Raw genomic sequence first — 18795 nt, forward strand, 5'->3', positions numbered from 1 at the left:
GGTATAAACGGTTTTGCAAACTCATATAATGGAGGATTTCATTTATGCTGGTTTTTGTTTTTCTCATCGGGCTTTCTGCCTGCTTTTACGTGTATTACAAAGTAAAAGGAATCCAGACGAAACGGGCGCTGGAGAAGGAATGTTTTTCGGCTAAATCAAGTATGGCATTAGGCGCGCTGGTGCTTTTGTACGGAGTAAACCAAATGATTCTGTTCCACTCCGTTCTGACCCTGGTCATCGGCGGCGTCTTCATTTTAATCGGAGCAGGCAGCGCATGGGCCGGGTATAAAGCCTATAAGCATTATGAGCCCATCCATGCAAAGGAAGCGGAGAGGGACCACGCATAATGAATGCCAAGGGACCCGGGTGCGTCCCTTAACTTCTCTCCATCAGCTGCACCATGAGCATCGCTTTTGAAACGATGCCGCTTTGGCTTGACACTTCCACTTCCATTTTCCCGAATTTCCGGCCCGCCTCTAAAATGCGCGGTTTCACTTCAATGACCGACTCCATCTGTACGGGCTTCAGGAAGAAAATCGTAATGCTTTCAATGACCAGCTCGCCGCGTTTGCGGGAGCGTAAAAATCGGCTGGCGGCCTGGGTTAAAATCGTGGTAAACACCCCGTAAGAAATCGTGCCGAGCTGATTGGTCATTTGCGGCGTGACTTCATATTGATAAACGGCCGGCGTTTTGTCATCTTCCTCTTCTTTAAATCCTCTTGAAACAATATCATCCAGCTTTTCACCGACCTGAGGCTGCTTTTGAACCATTTGAAGCGCTTTTAAGACATCCTGGCGGCTGATCATTCCGATCAGTTTGTGATGCCCGTCTGTCACCGGAAGCACTTCAATTCCTTCCCAAACCATCATTTGAGCCGCTGAGGCGACAGATGTTTTCCCGATCACCGTGACAGGGTTTTTAGTCATTACTTTTTCAATCGGAACTGACCGGTCATGCCCCGCGATATCTTTCGATGTGAGGATTCCGTGGATTTTCATCTGCTGATCGATAACCGGGAAGCGGCCGTGTCCGGTTTCATAGTTCTTTTCGTACCATTTCTCCAGCTTATCCTTAGGGGACAGCGTCACTGTCCGATCTGCGGGCGTCAAAATGTCTTCCACGAGCACAATCTCTTTTTTTATGAGCTGATCATAGATCGCCCGGTTGATCATCGCGGCTACCGTAAAGGTATCGTAGCTCGTAGAGAGAATCGGAAGCTCAAGCATATCGGCCAGCTCGATAATGCTGTCGTCGGTATTAAACCCTCCCGTTACCAAAACAGCTGCGCCCGCCTCAAGCGCCTGGCGGTGGGCGTTGATTCGGTTCCCGACGATTAACAGGTTCCCCGCCGCCGTATAACGCATCATCGCGTCAAGCTCCATCGCGCCGATCACAAACTTATTCAACGTTTTATGCAGACCGGCTTTTCCGCCGAGCACCTGGCCGTCTATCACATTGACGACCTCGGCGTATGTCAGCTTTTCAATATTTTCTTTTTTCTTCTGTTCAATCCGGATGGTCCCCACACGTTCAATAGTGGAAACGAATCCTTTGTTTTCGGCTTCCTTAATGGCTCTGTAAGCCGTTCCTTCACTGACTTTCATTTCTTTCGCAATTCTTCTGACCGAAATTTTTTCACCGACAGGAAGCGAATCTATGTATGATAGGATTTGTTCATGCTTTGTTGCCAAGCGTTTCACCTCTAAGGACAGTCTTCTGCTTTTATTATAAGGGTACGGGGGATTCATTCGCAATGAGACGCCCGAAAAAAGGCGGCATCACAAAAAGACCTTCTGAATGCTTGATTCAGAAGGTCTTTGACACATATGTCAGGCAAGCTCAATGGTCTCGCCGGCCGCCATGACTTTGCCGACGCCTCCGGGCAGACTTTCGGCGAAAGCGTCAGGGTCCTGTTCAATGACAGGAAATGTATTGTAATGAACGGGAACGACCTGTTTCGCTCTCAGCCACTCAGCCGCGAGTTTCGCGTCTTCAGGGCCCATGGTGAAGTTATCACCGATCGGCAGAAACGCCAGGTCAATGTGATTCAGTTCCCCGATCAGTTTCATATCTGAGAACAGCGCCGTGTCTCCGGCGTGGAAAATCGTTTTGCCGTCAATCGTCAATAAAATCCCGGCCGGCATCCCCGTGTACGTAATGGTTTTGTTTTCTTCATCAGTGACCGCCGATCCGTGGAATGCCTGTGTCAGTTTCACTTTGCCGAAATCAAATTGGCGCGCCCCGCCGATATGCATCGGGTGGACCTTTAAACCTTTAAAGCCGAGATAAACGGCAAGCTCGTTCGGCGCAATGACGAGCGCATCGTTTTGTTTAGCGATCTGCTCTGTATCTCCGACATGGTCATTGTGTCCGTGAGTAAGCAGGATGACATCCGCTTTCACTTCTTCCGGTTTCAAATTTGTCAGACTGTTTCCGGTCAGAAACGGATCAAAAATAATGTTATGGGTTTTCGTTTCCACTTGAATGACAGAATGTCCGTGATAAGTCACTTTCATCGTTTTCACCTCATAAAAAATTAATATTTATCAAGTTCCCTTTTTGACAAACGAAAAAACTTACAGGGATTGATGCCTGTTAATCACATTCAGCCCGCCTGTTGCTTCAATGACCGTTCCGGTTACAAGATCGGAATCTTCCTCACATAAAAAGGCGATGATTCTCGCAATATCCTCTCCGGTTCCGGACCTGCCGATCGGCGTCTTTTCTTTGCCGATTTTCCGTCTTGCTTCCTCTATAGACGCTTCTTTCATATCTCCTACAATATCACCCGGGCAGACCATATTGGCCGTAATGCCTGATTCGGCTTCTTCAATCGCAATGGTTTTCGTTAACGAAGCCAATCCGACTTTAGCCGCTCCGAAAGCGGAACGGTGAAGCCAGCCGGGGGCATGGTCCGCTCCTTGAAAACCGTATGTAATAATCCGGCCGAACCGCTGCTGTCTCATGACCGGGATAACCGCTTTAAACAGATGGAAAACGGCGCTTAAATTCCCTTCAAGCATGCCATACCATTCGTCATCGGAGTAATCGGCTAGCTTTTTGCGCTCAAATATGTACGGCCCGGCATTGTTAATCAGTATGTCAATCCTTCCAAACCGCTGAAGGGCTGCATCGGCGATCCGAATGAGATCTTCTTTCCGGGTTACATCGCCCTTAACGAATTGCAATCTGTCATGGCACCCGGGATAATCCGCCTTCAGACAGGCGACCGCTTCTTCGTCTTGTCTGTAATTCACTGTGACAGAAAAGCCTTTTTCCAGAAGCATTTCAGTCACTTTTCGGCCCAATCCCTTTGTACCGGCAGTGATTAGAGCATGTCGCACATTGAATACCCTCCCCAGGCAACGTTGCCGCTTCAATAAAATCAAGACGTTTCTCCCTCTACTTTACTATAAACAAACGGCAATATCACTTTTTTGCACTTCGTCCGCACGAAAAAAAAGCCGTCTTTACAGACAGCTTAATTTTCTGAAGGAGCAGAGGCTTCCTCCATGCCGACATAACCGCTTTCGTATGCCTCTGAGATGAGCATGGCCGTTTCTTCACTTTCTTTTTCATCATAGATGTAACGGTCTTGTTCTTTGCGCATTCCTTCTACCTCCCATCTTTATAGATGTAGGGTGTCTGATATGACGGGAAAATATGAAGGAAATTTCAGCAAATTAAATGCCGGCGCAGGCTTTTGCTTTTACGAGCGCTTGTTCTACCTGCTGAAAACCCGTTCCGCCGGCGCTCATTCTTTTTTCAACCGCATGATGCGGATCGAGCACGGTATAGATATCTTCTTCAAAGAGACTGCTGGCTTGAAGGAATTCTTCAAATGCCATATCACTTAAATAGATTCCTTTTTCAATGCAGCTGTACACAAGCTTGCCGACCACTTCATGCGCTTCTCTGAACGGCATGCCTTTTTTAGCTAAATAATCGGCAAGTTCCGTCGCGTTTGAAAAATCTTGTTTTGTCGCTTGTTTCATGATGTCTTTGTTTACTTTCATCGTTTCAATCATGCCTGTGAAAATCTGAAGGCTTCCTTCAACGGTTTTCACCGTGTCAAACATGCCTTCTTTATCTTCCTGCAGGTCTTTGTTGTAAGCGAGCGGGAGCCCTTTCATAATCGTGAAAAGCCCCATCATATCACCGTATACACGTCCGGTTTTACCGCGGATCAGCTCCGCCATGTCGGGGTTTTTCTTCTGCGGCATCATGCTGCTTCCCGTCGCATACGTATCATCCAGTTCAATGAATCTGAATTCCTGCGAGCACCATAGAATGATTTCTTCTGATAAACGCGAAAGGTGCATCATCAGCATGCTGCTGCCGCTTAAAAACTCGAGAATAAAATCTCTGTCACTGACTCCGTCAAGACTGTTCTCATAAATGGAGTCAAAACCGAGCAGCTCCGCCGAATAGTTACGGTCTATCGGAAACGTGGTTCCGGCAAGCGCCCCGCATCCGAGCGGCGATATGTTAATCCGCTTCATAGCATCGCGAAAACGCTCTTTATCCCGTTCAAGCATCCAAAAATAAGCAAGCAGATGGTGGGCGAAAGAAATCGGCTGAGCCCGCTGTAAATGGGTGTACCCCGGCAGAATGGTCTCGACATTGGCCTCCGCTTTTTCGATCAGCGCTTTTTGGAACTGTTCAATCAGCACGATGATATGCGAGACATGATCTTTCAAATACAAATGCATGTCGGTCGCCACCTGGTCATTCCGGCTTCTGCCGGTATGCAGCTTGCCGCCTAGCGGTCCGATTTCTTCGATCAGCATTTTTTCAATATTCAAATGGATATCTTCATAATCAACAGAGAATTCAAGCGTCCCTTCCTCTGCTTTTTGCAGGAGGGTCTGCAGCCCCTGTCGGATGGCGCCTTCTTCTTCTTCCGTCAGAATGCCGCATTTTTTCAGCATTGCCGCATGAGCGAGAGACCCTGTAATATCCTCTTTGACTAAGTTTTGGTCGAATGTGATGGATGCGCCGAACTCATCGACCCACTTTTCCGGTGTTTTTTGAAAACGGCCTCCCCAAAGCTTCTTCATGCTTTAATCTGCTCCTTCTTTTTCACAATGCTGTTTACTTTTGTCGGCAGCCCCCAAAGCTCAATGAAACCGATTGCCGCGTGATGGTCAAAAGCATCGTCTTTTGTATATGTCGCAAGTTTTTCATCGTAGAGTGAATATTCCGACTTACGTCCTTCTACAATGGCATGGCCTTTAAACAGCTTGACGCGCACGACGCCGGTGACGTGTTTTTGAGTTTCTTTCAAGAATGCAAGCAGCGCGTCTTTTAACGGCGAGAACCATAAACCGTTATAGATGATTTCAGACAGTTTTTGTTCAATTGCCGGTTTGAAATGGGCCACTTCTTTCACTAAAGTCAGATCCTCAAGCTCTTTGTGAGCCGTAATCAAAGTCATCGCGCCCGGGCACTCATAAACTTCACGGGACTTAATGCCGACCAGGCGGTTTTCCACATGGTCAATCCGGCCGATGCCGTGTTTTCCGGCAGTCTCGTTCAGCTTGAGAATTAAATCAGCGAGCGGGTAGGTTACGCCGTCGATTGAAACCGGAACACCGGCTTCAAATGCGATTTCGATGATTTCCGGAACGTCCGGCGTGTTTTCAAGAGATGCTGTCAGGTCATATGCCCCTTCAGGCGGCGCCGCCCACGGGTCTTCTAATATACCGCATTCATTGGCGCGTCCCCATAGGTTCTGATCGATGGAATAAGGGCTGTCAAGATTGATCGGAATCGGAATGCCCCGGCTTGCGGCATATTCAATTTCTTCTTCACGCGACCATTGCCACTCACGGACCGGAGCAATGACCTCCAGATCAGGATTTAATGATTTAATGGATACTTCGAAACGAACCTGATCGTTGCCTTTTCCCGTGCAGCCGTGCGCTACGGCCACCGCGTTTTCCTTTTCCGCGACTTCAACGAGTTTTTTCGCGATTAACGGACGGGATAATGCAGATACGAGCGGATACTTGCCTTCATACATTGTATGGGCCTGCATAGAAATAAGCGCGTACTCCCTGGCGAATTCTTCTTTCGCATCAATCACATAGGAATTTACGGCGCCTACTTCCAGCGCTTTTTGCTGGACGAATGCCAAATCCTTTCCTTCCCCTACGTCTAAGCAGCAGGCAACAACATCGTATCCCTGTTCTTGCAGCCATTTTATCGCTACAGAAGTATCAAGACCTCCTGAGTATGCCAATACAACCTTTTTTTGTTCTGCCATGTTAAAAGCTCCCTTTGTATAAAAATTAGTTTTGATTAATAAAAATGCATTTTGTATGTATACACTGTAACAAGTAAATTCTGTTTTTTCAAGCCTTTTATAAAAAAAACCCCACCCAATTTTTTGAGCGGAGCAGAGCCTTTTTATACATTTATAAATCTTTTCGGATTTCCCGGAGCACATGGGGCAGTTCAGGAATAATCAGTTTACTCATCGCAAGCTTTACGGCGCCTGAGGAGCCGGGCGTGCAGAAGACTGCGGTATTTTGGATCACACCCGCTGCCGCTCTGGACAAAATGGCGGCGGAACCGATGTCCTCGGTATAGCTCAGCATGCGGAACAGCTCGCCGAATCCCGGGAGTTCTTTTGAAAACAGCGGCGTGACCGCTTCAATTGTGACATCCCTTTCGGCAATGCCCGTCCCTCCGTTTAACAGCACCGCATCTGTATATTCATCCATACAGCCGGATAAAACGGCTTTCTGCAATTCATCTTTTTCATCTTTAACAATGTCATAAGCGACCGTTTCAAATCCCGCTTCCCTGAGGAAGTCCATCATGACGCGCCCGCTTTTGTCGGTTTCTTTCGTTCTCGTGTCGCTGACTGTAATCACCTTGCAGCGCACCGCTGACGGGGCTTCTTGTTTATGTTCATGCACACTCATTGCTTCACCTCATCGTTTATGTAATAAACATATCGTAACGTTTGATTCTGGGGCATTCAATAAAAAAGCACACCCTAAAGGATGTGCTTTTTTCGATCATTACTGTGCAAGGCGGACAACGTCGCGTGCGATCATGACCTCTTCGTCAGTCGGAATGATCATGACTTTGACAGGAGAGTGAGGGTAGCTGATAAACGCTTCCTCGCCGCGCACGTTGTTCAGCGCAGGATCCCAATATACACCCATGAATTCTAAGCCGCGAAGCACGCGTTCTCTGACTTCAACGCTGTTTTCACCGATACCCGCAGTGAAAATAATCGCGTCAACGCCGCTCATTCTCGCAGCATAAGAACCGATGTATTTATGGATTCTGCTCGCGAACACTTCAAGAGCCGTTTCCGCTCTTTCGTTTCCTTCTTTTGAAGCTTCCACGATATCGCGGAGGTCGCTGGAGAAACCGGATACGCCAAGCAGTCCGCTCTTTTTATTTAACGTATTTAATACTTCATCTGCCGTCTGATCCGTTTTTTCCATAATGTACGGAATCAATGCAGGGTCGATGTTTCCTGAACGTGTTCCCATCGCGACACCCGCAAGCGGTGTGAAGCCCATTGACGTATCAATGGATTTTCCGCCTTCTACGGCCGCGATACTTGCGCCGTTACCGAGGTGGCAGGAAATCAGACGCAAATCTTCAAGCGGGCGGCCGAGAAGCTCAGCTGCGCGCTGTGTCACGTATTTATGAGAAGTGCCGTGGAAACCGTATTTGCGGATGCCGTATTTCTCGTAGTATTCGTACGGTAGGCTGTACAGGTAAGATTGTTCAGGCATCGTTTGGTGGAACGCCGTATCAAACACTGCAACCGCAGGCACATTCGGAAGCACTTCTTTAAAGGCTTTAATGCCGACGATGTTAGCCGGGTTGTGAAGCGGCGCAAGTTCTGAAATCTCTTCAATCTCACGGATTGTTTCATCCGTAAGCAAAACAGAATCGCTGAATTTTTCTCCGCCGTGAACCACACGGTGTCCGATTCCGTCAATTTCATTTAAATCCTTTATAATACCGAATTCAGTCAGCTTGTGAAGCAGCATCTTCACCGCAACCGCATGATCCGGAATATCTGTCACTTCTGTATTTTTTTCGCCGTTAACAGAGATTGTGAAAACGCTGTCGGCGATACCGATCCGTTCTACTAAACCTTTTGTTAGCACCTTTTCTGAAGGCATTTCGAATAACTGAAATTTTAAAGATGAGCTTCCTGCGTTAATTGCAATAATTTTAGACATAAATGACGCTCCTATCAAAATTCTTCTTCGTTTGTTCGTTCTTTTTTCCCAGACCATAATTGCAGTCCAAAAAATATCTGACTTTTCCATTTAAACATTGTCAACTCAGCATTTCAAGTCAACATCCACATTGGTACCGCTTACAATACGAAGTCGATATTTTCTGATAAATTTTATTTGTGACAAATGGACGGCACCGCCTTACGGAATGTTATTTTCTTTCCTTAATTTGTGTTATCGTCCTGATTTCCATTCATTTTAAAAAGCAAAAGCAGCGCGGGATTTTGCATCTCGCACTGCTTTTTCGCCATTATTTTTCTTTTTGAATCCATTGATCCAATTTTGCCATCATCTCCCGCATCGCCTGCTGGTTCGCAAAGGAAGGAAGATTCGCCAAAAGCGCTTGTTTCGGCGGCTTTGCGTCTTCGCCTTTTTTCTGCAAGATTAAAATGCTCTTTGCCTGCGCTTCGTCTTTAAACATAGTAGCCGGCAGCTGAAGAAGGGCGTTGATATACACTTTTTCCGCAAAAAACCGCTTCAGTTTATCGCTTTGCGCGCTGTCAAACAGATGGTTTGGAATCATAAAAAATAAGTATCCGCCCGGTTTTGTATGTTTGACGCTCTGCTCAATAAATAAGTGGTGGGCAAATGAGTGGCCTTCATCCGCTTTCAGCTCAAACGCTTCAGCGCCTTCGTCATTCGGATAGTAGCCGACCGGCAAATCGCAGATGACCGCATCGGCCGGTTCGATAAATAACGGCTGAAGACTGTCCTGGCAGAACAGCTCCATTTCTTTTTCCTGCAGATTCGCCTGCGCATATGCGATCTTCAGAAGGACATCGTCGATTTCAATGCCGAAACTTTTTCCCGCTTTGTCAGAAAGCTGGTTTGCCGCGGTCAGCAGAAGATTTCCGGTGCCGCAGGCGGGGTCCAGCAATGTCAGGCCTTTTCGGCCGCCCGTAAATTTATTCACGAGGTAACTGATGAAAAGGCCGATCGTATCAGGCGTCATCTGTCTGTTCGGATGGGACTTATCTTTGAGCCCTTTTAAAATGGCGAGCTGGAACGCCTTGCGGATCCATTCATGCTCCCATTTTCGGAAGTCTGCTTTCGCGAGCAGGCTGTTAAGCTCGCCGGTTTGCTTTTCCTGAAGCGGAAGCTGGTCGGCCTTTTCAAGAAAATACATCTCTCCCGCTTCCGCAAGCCCCTCAATATAAGAAATCTGAAGGCCTTCTGCTATCACTTGGGCGGCTTCATCTAAAAGTTCATAAATCTGACCGACATGGTCGTGTTGCATGCTGTTTCCTCCTTGCCATGAAAAGAGCTCCGCGGCAGCACCCGGAGCTCTTTTTCTCTCTTTACTTAATTAACGCTTTTGCAGCTTCGATAGGCTTTTCATAATTCGGGTGGTTTGTCGCTTCGCTTACGTATTCCGCGTAAACGACTTTTCCGTCCTGATCAAGGACGAATACGGAACGCGCCAAAAGACGAAGTTCTTTGATATAAACACCGAATGCTTCACCAAATGACATCTCTTTATGATCCGATAATGTTTCAACTTTATCAATTCCGTTCGCTCCGCACCAGCGCGCTTGTGCAAACGGAAGGTCGGCGCTGATTGTATAAACGTTCACATCACCGAGTTTTGCGGCTTCTTCGTTGAAGCGGCGTGTCTGCGCGTCACATACGCCTGTGTCGATGGAAGGAATAACGGATATGATCGTTACTTTCCCTTTCATATCTGCTAATGTCTTCTCTTCTAATCCGTTTGTCAAAACCGTGAAGTCAGGAGCTTGGTCACCCGGTTTCACTTCTTGTCCGATCAGCGTCACGGCTCCGCCTTTAAATGTAATTTCAGCCATTCTGATTCCTCCCTTTATCTATGTATAGCTCTATCATAGTCGAGTTTTATGCAAACTGCAAAGGTTATGCCGCATCGTAAAAAAAGCTAACTGCGGGCGGCAGTTAACTTTTCTGTTATAAATCAATATCCGTTCTTTTTTGGTTCCGGCCTTTTTCATTCTTTTTAAACATATGCTGGATGCGTTCAATCGTTTGAGGCGCGGAGTCTAACAGTTTATCAATCAGATGGGTGTTTTCGTCCAAATGAAGCATACGCACGCCGTTTGTCCCGACAATCAGAAACGCAATCGGCGTAATGGATACTCCGCCGCCGCTTCCGCCGCCGAACGGGAGCTTCTGCTCTTTTCTTTCATCATCATCGGTTCTTTTTTCAGCCGGCTTTCCTCCAAACTCGCTTCCGCCCGCCGCAAATCCGAAGCCGACCTTTGAAACCGTTAAGATTACGCTGCCGTCAGGCGTTTCAACAGGATCGCCGATGATTGTATTCACGTCAATCATTTCTTTTAAATTTTCCATAGCGGTTTTCATTAAACCTTGAATGGGATGGTCTGCCATATGCGCTCCTCCTTAAACTGATGAATCATTCTTTGAAGCAACCGGAACCGGCTGTTTCTTTCGTATGATAGAAAGTCCGTTCCGCCCGTATTTGAGCAATTTGAAAGCTGCACCTATAAGATGTCCAAAACGAAAAAAGAATATACACTGCAAATGCGTCTTGGATGCAGGCACTTGAAAAGACGGAATGACTTCGCACACCGGTTTATGTATGAAACGCAGATGATCATACAGCATCGCCGTAAGGCCTCCCTTTACGGCCCACAATCCGCCGGCGGCGATTCCCGTAACGGCGGCGTCCTTTATTCCGATAACCGTCACCCATTCGAACTTCGTAACACGGACTCCCGCAAGAAATGAGGCGCCGATTTGGCGCATCTGAAAGACTTGGTGCAGAATCATTTCTATTCTGTGAATGCTCTGTTTGACATCTTCATATGTGATTTTTTTCTTCTCTTTTTTCTGACCTTTCATTTCTGATTTCGTGTCCTGTTTGACATCAATTGACGCGTCTTCGCTGTTTACTTTAATGACGGGCAGCGTTTTTTTAAAACGGACCAGCCCGTATAAGGCCGAGAGTTTAAACGTCAGTTTGTCGTTATCTTTATCGTGAAGATATTCGAAAGTCAGGTGGATTTTCATCCTCATGAGCAGCCAGAACAAAATGAGAATGAGAATAACAGCTGCTGCGGCATATCCCATAAGCTTCACTTCCTTAGCAGCATTATCGCCAAAACAAAAAAAAATAAACCCGGACGTTTATTCCGGGTTTACTGCTTTTATTTGCGGTACAGCGCTTCGTGAATCACCGTTGTGTCGGCGATCAGATCATGAATGCCCTGCTTTTTGGGCGTAAACGCAATGACGATATAGAGAATCCAGATTTTATCGATATAACGCCCCACCGCTTCTCTGAAAATGACGGTGCTCCAAGTCAGCGGCTTTCCGGGCGTCAAAGAAGTGACCTTTAACCCGAAGACCATCTTGCCGAGTGTCTGATGAAACCATTTCGTCATGAACACAAAATAGGCGAGGTAGACGATCAGGGTTGTGACGGAATAAGCTGAGATTGTAAACATTCCGCTTGTTGCCGGGAGCTTCATCAGCGTGAAAATCGGTGAAACGATGAGATGGTTTAGCCCCCAGACCACCAGCCAATCAAGAAGAAACGCCCAAAACCTGATCCAAAAGCCCGCATATGCCTGCTCGGGCGCCCTCTGTTGTTCAGCTTCCTCTTCTTTGCCGTGAAAGCCTTCGTAAGTCGCGTCCATTCTTTCTTCCCCCCTACTTTGCATAGAGATACATCATCCGCGGCGAACCGGATTGCGAAATGAGTTCTTTCATATTCAGAAAATCAATTTCGCTTTTAAACATTTTCGCTGCGCTCATGGAAAAGAGCGAGCCTAATCCGAATCCTTCCTCGTATGTGATGACTGAAGCGTTTTTCATATTTTTATGGTCCTTTTTCATCGCGCTGATCGTATCATCGTAAAAACCGAGCTCATCAACGAGGCCGATTTTTTTCGCTTGTCTGCCGTCGTAAACACGGCCGTCGGCAATTTTTTTCACATCCGCTTTTGACATGTGCCGGCCTTTTGAAATGACATTGACAAATCCTTCATAAGAATCGTTGACCATTGTCTGCATGATCTTTCTTTCTTCCTTCGTCATGTCGCGGGTCGGGGACATGATGTCTTTATGCGCGCCGCTTTTAATGGTTTCAAACTTGATGCCGAGTTCATCGGCGAGCTTGGAATAATTGACGCTTTCCATAATGACGCCCAGTGAACCCGTGAGCGTTTCCGGTGAAGCATAGATTTTATCGGCAGCCGTTGAAATATAGTAGCCTCCCGATGCCGCCATGGAGCCCATGGATACATAAATCGGTTTCTTCGTTTCTTTCTTTAGTTCTTCCAGTTTTTTATGTATTTCCGCGCTTTCGTACACGCCTCCGCCAGGGGAATTGATTTTCAGCACAATTCCTTTGACGCTTTTGTCTTCTTTCGCACGCTCAACCTGTTTTAAAAATGATCTGTGATCATACCCGCCTGAGCTGAGCAGGCCAGCGGACCCGCCGTTATCCTCAATCGTGCCGTCCACTTCAAGCACGGCGATTTTACTGCCGGGGCTGCCCTTATCCAGCGTCACTTCCTCTGTGTCATCTGTCAGTGATGCAAAGTCAGACCCTGTATCTCCGATATTCTTCAGCACCCCGACGGTCACACTTGCAATGACTGATACGCCGAAAATGCCGAGCGCGATGACGAGCGCAATCCATCTTTTTGCATTCATTTGTTCTCCTCCTTTTCTGTCAATATTCGTACGTTCCCCCGTAAAAAAAGATTCATTTTTTTCATGAAGCGCTTTCCCTTACCGGATAAACAGGAAACATGTTACACTATTGCCACAGGTATTTTAACACAATACCTGCTGGGAGAAAAACGTAAATATGACAGCAAAGGGGAATGGGGATATGACCGATCTTCGCCGCAATGTTTATTTTTTTCACAAACAAAACAACGAAACAAAAGAACAAGTCAGCTCTTTGAAGCAGCTTGCTGAATCGCACGGTTTTACAGTTGCGGCTCAACCGGAGGATGCCGGAATTATTGCCAGCATCGGCAGCGACGGCTCATTTCTGCAAGCCGTCAGAAAAACCGGATTCCGTGATGACTGTCTGTATGTCGGCATCGCTAAAAAAGGGAAAGCCCATTTGTACTGTGATTTTCACAGCGATGAGCCTGAAAAATGGCGGCCAGCATGACCGCGGAACAGCTTGAGGTCAGAAAATACCCGCTCATTCACGTAACGGTGGACGGCAGCAATCATTTTCACTGTTTAAACGAGGTTTCCATCCGTTCAAGCATTATTAAAACGTTTGTGATGGATGTGTTAATTGATGATCTTCATTTTGAGACGTTCAGAGGAGACGGGATGATCATTTCCACCCCGACGGGCAGCACCGCCTACAATAAATCTGTTTCAGGCGCCGTTGTTGATCCTTTGATTTCCTGCATGCAGGTATCCGAACTGGCGTCGTTGAACAACAACACATACCGTACACTCGGATCTCCGTTTATTTTAAGCTCAGACCGGAAGCTGACACTGCAGGTGGTGCAAGACGGCAATGAGCATCCGATTATCGGGCTTGATAATGAAGCGCTCAGCACGCGGAATGTCAAAAAGGTTGAGATTAGACTATCCGATAAAAAAATCAAAACGGTGAAACTGAAAGACAACTCTTTCTGGGAAAAAGTAAAACGATCATTTTTATCATAAAAAAAGAGGACGGGCATCAGCGCCTGTCCTCTTTTTCATATACGATACGGCCGCCGACGACGGTTTTGACCGCTTCCAATTCATGAAGCTTTTTCGGGTCCGTCATGAACGGATCACCGCTGAGTACGGTAAAGTCGGCATCATAGCCGGGGGCGATCCGTCCGCGGCTATGTTCTTTATGGATGATGGCCGCGCTTCCCTCCGTGTAAAGCTGAATGGCTTCGTACACGGTCAGGCACTCTTTTTCATAATAGGCCGGACCTTCCGGGTGCTGCTTGCTTGTACGGAGCACAGCCGATTGAATGCCCAGAAGCGGATCGGCCGGCTCAATCGGGGCATCTGAACCTCCGGCGCACAGCAGCCCTTTTGACAGCAGTGTTTTCCAGGCGAAAGCCGTTTTCATCCGCTCTTCTCCGAGCCGGTCAATCACCCACGGAAAATCACTGGCCACAAAATGCGGCTGAAGATCAAGTCCGATCGGCAGCCGGGCGGCTCTTTCAATCAATCCGTCATCTAATACTTGCGCATGAATGAGCCTGTCTAGCTGTCCGGGCTTTGCCGGGTATCTTTCGATAACATCCAGCACCTTTTCAAATGCAAGGTCGCCAATCGCGTGCACGGCAATCTCCATCCCTTTCTCTCTCGCTTTATAAACAAGAGCGGCAAGGGTTTCGTCATCATGCACCTGAACGCCGGAGACTGACGGATCATCGTGATAAGGCTTTTTCAATAGAGCGGTTCTGCCGCCGAGCGCGCCGTCAGCAAAAATTTTCATCGCTCCGTATTCCAGATAAGGTCCGATCGATTTATCCAGAGCGCTCCAGCTGTCGACGGCTTCGTGATGTACGAGCAGATGGGCGCGAAAAGGATAAAGGCCGCTGCCGGTTAACGACTCGTACGCGGCAACGGGAATGGACGCGTCTCCGTAGTATGCCAGATCTTCTGAATGCCCGCCGGTCAGGCCTTTTGACCAGCAGTCCGTAATCGCCGTTTGAAGCGCGCGTTTGACATAGTGAAGTGAGACGGGCGGCAGGGCCTGTGTCACAAGCTCTTGGGCTTTATCCAGCAGGAGGCCTGTCGGACCGGTTCCGTCCCGGACGATAATCCCGCCGTATGGATCAGGTGTTTCGTTTGTAATTCCCGCCGCGCGCAATGCGGCCGAATTAACCGCCGCGGCGTGCCGGCATACCCGCTTCAGCAGGACGGGGCGGTCGGGAAAGAGCAGGTCAAGGTCATGCTTCGTGACGTAAACCGGCCGTTCAAACAGATTTTCATCCCAGCCTTCGCCGATCAGCCATTCGCCATCTTCCAATTCACGCTCTGCTTCTTTTGCAGCCCGCAGTATCGCTTCTTTTGACGTCAGCTGCGACAAATCGAGGCGAAGCTGTTTTTCCCCGTGCCCGATTAAATGCATATGACTGTCCGTAAACCCCGGGAACATGACAGCTCCATGTAAATCGATTTCCTCCGTATCAGGCGAACCGTATGTTCCTTGGAGTTCCCGGAAGCTGCCCGTCTGCCTGACGACGCCTTCTTCGGTATAAACGGCTTCAGTGACATGATTCTTGTCCAGCATTGTATAGATGGTGCCGCCGTGCCAAATCGCTTTCATCCCCGCTCACCCTTTATCCTGTATTATGCTTTTTTATCAGCCTTCAGCCGTTCTTCACGCTGTCTCAGCTCCACACGTCTGATTTTTGCGGACGCCGTTTTCGGCAGGCTTTCGACAAATTCAATTTCTCTCGGATATTTATAAGGCGCCGTAATCGTTTTTACGTGGTTTTGCAGTTCTTTGACAAGTTCGTCACTGCGCTTTTCATCGTCTTGTAAAACGACATAAGCTTTTACGATTGAACCTCTGATTTCATCCGGGCTCGCCACGACGGCACATTCTTTCACTTCCGGATGCTTCACGAGCGCGTCCTCTACTTCAAAAGGCCCGATTGTATATCCGGAGCTGACAATGATGTCATCATTGCGGCTCTCAAACCAAAAGTAGCCGTCCTCGTCTTTTTTCGCGCGGTCTCCTGTAAGAAAGTAATCTCCGCGAATCTGCTTTTTCGTTCTTTCGGGATCTTTATAATATTCCTTGAATAAGGCCGGTGTGCTCAAATGCACGGCGATATCGCCCGTTTCGCCCGTTTCGCATATTTCGCCTTTATCGTTTATAATCTCCACTTGATTTCCAGGGGTCGGTTTGCCCATGCTTCCCGGCTTAATATCCATATCCTTCAGGACGCCGACTAACAGGGTGCTCTCCGTTTGGCCGTATCCGTCTCTCACTTTAATGCCGAAATGCTTCCGGAATACGTCAATGACTTCCCGGTTTAATGGCTCACCAGCAGAAACTGCGCTGTGAAGGGCAGAAAGATCATATTTGTCCAACTCCTCCACTTTTGCCATCAGGCGGTATTCCGTCGGGGTACAGCAGAAGACATTTACTTGATGGCGCTCCAGCAGCTCTAAATACGTCTTGGCGTTGAATCTGCCGTGATAAATGACTCCTGTCGCGCCGCTTCCCAGAATTGCGAGCAGCGGGCTCCACACCCATTTCTGCCAGCCGGGCGCCGCGGTGGCCCACACTGTATCGTCTTCAGAAATATCCAGCCATGCACCGGCTGATGTTTTTAAATGGGCAAAGGCCCAGCCGTGTGTATGTACAACGCCTTTAGGCTGGCCGGTCGTGCCTGAAGTATAGGACAAAAACGCCATGTCCTCTCTTGTTGTATCAGCTGTTTGAAAACTGTTTCCGTCCGCTTCAATCGTTAAGAGGTTTTTCCAGCCGGCATCATTTTCACCGATTGACAATGTCACCAGCTGCTCGGTATTCACCTCGTCAAACGCGTTTATAAATGAAGGAAAAACGATAGCGCCTTTCACTTCGGCGTGTTTGATCCGGTATTCAAGGTCTTTGGCGCGCAGCATTTCCGAGCAAGGAATGACGACCATCCCCGCTTTTAAGATCGCTAAATAAACGGCATACGCTTCAAGCACTCTCGGAACCATGACAATCAGCTTATCGCCTTTTTCAAATCCGAGACCTTTCAGGCGGGCTCCGATTTTATTCGTTTCTTCCATCAATTTTTCATACGTCCAGACTTTCTTGCCGCCTGTTTGATCTTCCCAAATAAGCGCGTTCTTCTCTTTGGAACGGCTGAACTTTTCGATTTCATTTACAAGGTTATAGTTCTTTGGGGCGATTAAATCTTCTCGTTTTAACACGAACAACTCCTCACTTTCTTTCCCCATTATACATAAACATAGGCCATTACAATAAAAATATGCATAAATTGCTTCCCGCCTTCTATCTATACTCATGAAAAAAGAGCGGGGAATTCCCCGCTCTCTTAGCCATTATGTGAAGTTGTGATTAAAACTGCTGCTGGCTGCTTCCGCCCATGCTTTGCTGAGCAAAAGAGACAAGACGTTTTGTGATTTCTCCACCGACAGAACCGTTGGCGCGAGAAGTTGTTTCCGGTCCAAGGTTTACACCGAATTCAGAAGCGATTTCATACTTCATTTGGTCGATAGCTTGAGCAGCGCCTGGCACTAAAAGCTGGTTGCTGTTTCCGCTGTTTGATTGTTGTGACATGTGTATCACCTCCTTGTGAGTATAGAATGTGATAAAACACATGTCTTCATTCAAAAAAACTTTGGTAATTGTATACAGTTTTAAAACAGGCCGGCAAACTTATCGTGAGCTTCCTGCTCTGAGTAAACAGTGATGGTTTCGATGCCCGCAGCGGCCTCTGCAATCAGCGGTTCAAAATCAACGAAGCTTTCGAAGTGCTCGATTTTTTCTTTTTTCGGGCGTGTTTTCGGACTTGGCGGCGTAAAGATGGTGCAGCAGTCCTCAAACGGCTGAATGCTTGTTTCATACGTGCCGATTTCTTTTGATTTCTCGATGATTTCTGTTTTGTCCATTCCGATTAAAGGGCGCAAAACCGGCGTTGCCGTCACGGCATTGATCGCATACATGCTTTCAAGCGTCTGGCTCGCTACCTGCCCGAGGCTTTCTCCCGTAATGATCGCGAGCGCTTTCCGTTCTTCTCTGATTCTGTCCGCGATTTGCAGCATAAGACGCCGCGTCGCCGTCATCGTATAGTTCTCCGGGATTTGTTTTTGGATGAGTTCCTGCGTCTTTGTAAACGGCACGATATGAAGCGTCATACTGCCGCCGAACTTCGCGAGGCATCCCGCGAGATCCATGACTTTCTGCTTTGCCCGTTCACTCGTATACGGCGGACTGAAGAAATGTATGGCTTCAACTGATAATCCCCGTTTCATCGCGTAAAAACCGGCGACCGGACTGTCAAAACCGCCGGAAAGCATCAGCATCGCTTTACCCGCGGAACCGACAGGAAGGCCTCCGGCGCCTTTTTCGTTACGAATGGTCAGGAATGTCGCCTCCTCCCTGATTTCAATCCGAAGCGGAATATCGGGATGTTTCACATCGACGGTTAATCCATCCGTGTTTTTCAAAATATGCCCGCCGATTTCAGCGTTCATCGCATTCGTATCTAATTCAAATTGTTTGTAAGCCCGTTTCGTCTCGACCTTAAACGTATTCCCCGGTTTATATTCGCCTTCTATCGCGGCTAAAGCCGTTTTTTTAATGTCTTCCAGCTTGCTTTCGCATTTAATTGCGAGACTAAAACTTTGAATGCCGAATATATTCTTTAATAAGGAACAAATTTCCTCCGGGTTTTCTCCATTAAGTGTAATTGACATCCGGTCCCGGTTTGAAAAGTATTTTACTTTTTTATAATCCTTTAATACCAGGCGGATATTCTGTTTTAATCTTTCAATAAAACTGCGTCTGTTTTTCCCTTTTGTGGATATTTCACCAAAACGGATTAAAATATGATCGTAATTCAT

The 18795-nt window shown here is 47.5% G+C and carries 19 protein-coding genes and 1 pseudogene; 2 read left to right on the forward strand and 18 right to left on the reverse strand.

The window, feature by feature from the left end; all coding sequences use genetic code 11:
* Positions 1 to 44: 44 nt before the first annotated feature.
* A complete protein-coding gene (locus NYE38_RS14235) occupies positions 45 to 347 on the forward strand; it encodes a YtpI family protein (RefSeq protein WP_003152434.1) in 303 nt (100 codons plus the stop codon).
* Positions 348 to 375: 28 nt separating this feature from the next.
* Here the strand turns inward: NYE38_RS14235 and NYE38_RS14240 are convergent, their stop codons facing one another.
* The 14 genes from NYE38_RS14240 to sppA all read right to left on the reverse strand — a co-directional run bounded on the left by NYE38_RS14240 (position 376) and on the right by sppA (position 12930).
* A complete protein-coding gene (locus NYE38_RS14240) occupies positions 376 to 1692 on the reverse strand; it encodes a CBS domain-containing protein (RefSeq protein ID WP_007408058.1) in 1317 nt (438 codons plus the stop codon).
* A 138-nt stretch (positions 1693 to 1830) separates the two neighbouring features.
* Positions 1831 to 2517, reverse strand: a complete 687-nt coding sequence (locus tag NYE38_RS14245) for a metal-dependent hydrolase (RefSeq protein ID WP_007613083.1) — start codon at positions 2515 to 2517, stop codon at positions 1831 to 1833.
* Positions 2518 to 2577: 60 nt separating this feature from the next.
* Positions 2578 to 3345: an SDR family oxidoreductase gene (locus tag NYE38_RS14250; protein ID WP_071181930.1), complete on the reverse strand. Its 768-nt coding sequence runs from the start codon at positions 3343 to 3345 to the stop codon at positions 2578 to 2580.
* Between the two features lie 137 nt (positions 3346 to 3482).
* Positions 3483 to 3611 (reverse strand): hypothetical protein, encoded by a 129-nt coding sequence (locus NYE38_RS14255; RefSeq protein ID WP_257986823.1) that lies wholly within the window; start codon positions 3609 to 3611, stop codon positions 3483 to 3485.
* A 73-nt stretch (positions 3612 to 3684) separates the two neighbouring features.
* Entirely contained in the window at positions 3685 to 5061 is a 1377-nt protein-coding gene (gene argH, locus NYE38_RS14260; RefSeq protein WP_003152429.1) for an argininosuccinate lyase, read from the reverse strand.
* Positions 5058 to 6269 carry an argininosuccinate synthase gene (locus NYE38_RS14265; RefSeq protein ID WP_237587114.1) on the reverse strand — a complete coding sequence of 404 codons (1212 nt, stop codon included), beginning with the start codon at positions 6267 to 6269 and terminating at the stop codon, positions 5058 to 5060. The genes argH and NYE38_RS14265 overlap by 4 nt, the downstream gene beginning before the upstream one ends.
* A 151-nt stretch (positions 6270 to 6420) precedes the next feature.
* A complete protein-coding gene (locus NYE38_RS14270; RefSeq protein WP_007408054.1) occupies positions 6421 to 6933 on the reverse strand; it encodes a molybdenum cofactor biosynthesis protein B in 513 nt (170 codons plus the stop codon).
* Positions 6934 to 7032: 99 nt separating this feature from the next.
* On the reverse strand, positions 7033 to 8220 hold the full coding sequence (locus NYE38_RS14275; RefSeq protein WP_007408053.1) for an acetate kinase: 1188 nt from the start codon (positions 8218 to 8220) through the stop codon (positions 7033 to 7035).
* Positions 8221 to 8530: 310 nt separating this feature from the next.
* Positions 8531 to 9517 (reverse strand): class I SAM-dependent methyltransferase, encoded by a 987-nt coding sequence (locus tag NYE38_RS14280; RefSeq protein ID WP_025649720.1) that lies wholly within the window; start codon positions 9515 to 9517, stop codon positions 8531 to 8533.
* Between the two features lie 61 nt (positions 9518 to 9578).
* Positions 9579 to 10082: a thiol peroxidase gene (gene tpx, locus NYE38_RS14285; RefSeq protein ID WP_007408050.1), complete on the reverse strand. Its 504-nt coding sequence runs from the start codon at positions 10080 to 10082 to the stop codon at positions 9579 to 9581.
* 115 nt (positions 10083 to 10197) lie between these two features.
* The gene (gene ytfJ / locus NYE38_RS14290) at positions 10198 to 10638 is read right to left on the reverse strand and encodes a GerW family sporulation protein (RefSeq protein WP_003152423.1); all 441 of its coding nucleotides are present in this window, start codon (positions 10636 to 10638) and stop codon (positions 10198 to 10200) included.
* A 12-nt stretch (positions 10639 to 10650) separates the two neighbouring features.
* Positions 10651 to 11340, reverse strand: a complete 690-nt coding sequence (locus tag NYE38_RS14295) for a DUF2953 domain-containing protein (RefSeq protein WP_025649721.1) — start codon at positions 11338 to 11340, stop codon at positions 10651 to 10653.
* 77 nt (positions 11341 to 11417) lie between these two features.
* Complete coding sequence (locus NYE38_RS14300) at positions 11418 to 11909, reverse strand: RDD family protein (RefSeq protein WP_007408048.1); 492 nt, start codon at positions 11907 to 11909, stop codon at positions 11418 to 11420.
* Between the two features lie 13 nt (positions 11910 to 11922).
* Positions 11923 to 12930: a signal peptide peptidase SppA gene (sppA, locus tag NYE38_RS14305; RefSeq protein ID WP_003152419.1), complete on the reverse strand. Its 1008-nt coding sequence runs from the start codon at positions 12928 to 12930 to the stop codon at positions 11923 to 11925.
* Between the two features lie 181 nt (positions 12931 to 13111).
* On the opposite strand from sppA, the pseudogene NYE38_RS14310 reads away from it, so the two are divergent.
* Positions 13112 to 13917, forward strand: a pseudogene (locus tag NYE38_RS14310) (NAD kinase).
* Between the two features lie 16 nt (positions 13918 to 13933).
* Here the strand turns inward: NYE38_RS14310 and NYE38_RS14315 are convergent.
* The 4 genes from NYE38_RS14315 to thiI form a co-directional block, all read right to left on the reverse strand.
* Positions 13934 to 15529: an amidohydrolase gene (locus tag NYE38_RS14315; protein WP_017418363.1), complete on the reverse strand. Its 1596-nt coding sequence runs from the start codon at positions 15527 to 15529 to the stop codon at positions 13934 to 13936.
* Positions 15530 to 15552: 23 nt separating this feature from the next.
* Positions 15553 to 17139, reverse strand: coding sequence for an acyl--CoA ligase (locus NYE38_RS14320; RefSeq protein WP_017418364.1), 1587 nt, complete (start codon positions 17137 to 17139; stop codon positions 15553 to 15555).
* 148 nt (positions 17140 to 17287) lie between these two features.
* Positions 17288 to 17509 (reverse strand): alpha/beta-type small acid-soluble spore protein, encoded by a 222-nt coding sequence (locus tag NYE38_RS14325; RefSeq protein WP_007408043.1) that lies wholly within the window; start codon positions 17507 to 17509, stop codon positions 17288 to 17290.
* Between the two features lie 80 nt (positions 17510 to 17589).
* On the reverse strand, positions 17590 to 18795 hold the full coding sequence (gene thiI / locus NYE38_RS14330) for a tRNA uracil 4-sulfurtransferase ThiI (protein WP_025649723.1): 1206 nt from the start codon (positions 18793 to 18795) through the stop codon (positions 17590 to 17592).

The organism is Bacillus sp. EU63 (genome assembly GCF_038592915.1).
In the GTDB taxonomy this organism is placed as follows: domain Bacteria; phylum Bacillota; class Bacilli; order Bacillales; family Bacillaceae; genus Bacillus; species Bacillus velezensis.